The sequence below is a fragment of the Nocardia sp. NPDC003345 genome, from assembly GCF_053589395.1.
In genome coordinates this window covers 1-1,060 of the sequence record NZ_JBSFRU010000630.1, presented here as the reverse complement: position 1 = coordinate 1,060, position 1,060 = coordinate 1, and the positions used below count along the sequence as shown (strand labels likewise).

Sequence of the window (1,060 nt, the reverse complement as noted above, 5' to 3'; positions counted from 1 at the left end):
AGTACCTGGGCCGCACCGACTTCCAGGTACTCCAGCTCACCGGCGGGCGTCCAGCGCACCAGGTCGCCGGTGCGGTACATCCGCGTCCCGGTCTCGAACGGATCGGCCAGGAAGCGGTCGGCCGACAGATCGGGCCGGGCCACGTACCCGCGGGCCAGCTGCACGCCCGACAGATACAGCTCACCCGCGACACCCACCGGCACCGGCCGCAGCCGGCCGTCCAGCACGTACACCCGCGTGTTGAACACCGGCGCACCGATCGGCACCGACGTCGTATCCGCCGCGGTCACCTCGTGATACGTGACATCGACGGCGGCCTCGGTCGGGCCGTACAGGTTGTGTACCGCGGTCCCGGTCAGCTCCCGCAGGCCGTGGGCCGGTTTCGGCGACAGGGCCTCACCGGAGGAGAACACCAGCCGCAGCGACCGGCACCGGCCGGCCTCCGGATCCGTGGCCAGGGCGGTCACGAAAACGGTCAGCATGGACGGCACGAAATGCGCCACCGTCACACCTTCGGTATCGATGACCTCGGCCAGATACGCCGGATCACGATGACCGTCCGGCTTCGCCACCACCAGCCGCGCACCCACCCGCAGCGGCCAGAAGAACTCCCACACCGACACATCGAATGTCGACGGCGTCTTCTGCAGCACCACGTCGGAAGTGGCCAGACCGTACTCGGACTGCATCCACACCAGCCGGTTCACGATGGCCGCGTGCGTTACCGCCACACCCTTCGGACGACCGGTCGAACCGGACGTGAAGATCACGTAGGCGGTGTTGTCCGGCCGCAGCGGCGCGACCCGGTCCGCGTCGCCGACGGGCGCGCTGTCGAACTCTTCCGTATCGAGGGTGTCCAGGGTCAGAACGGGCAGACCTGTCCCCCCGGGTACGGCCGCCGCGTCATCGGACCTGGTCAGCACGCATACCGGGCGGGCGGTCTCGAGCACGTACCCGATCCGCTCCGCGGGATGGTCCGGGTCCACCGGCACATACGCACCACCGGCGGTGACGACGGCGTACATACCGACCACCAGATCCACCGAGCGCCGCAGCACCA

Annotated in this window: 1 protein-coding gene; it reads right to left on the bottom strand. The window is 69.2% G+C overall.

Annotated features, from left to right (window positions below; all coding sequences use genetic code 11):
• Positions 1-1,060 (bottom strand): amino acid adenylation domain-containing protein (locus tag ACWDU1_RS32530; RefSeq protein ID WP_450004248.1); only part of this gene is annotated, 1,060 nt, incomplete at both ends.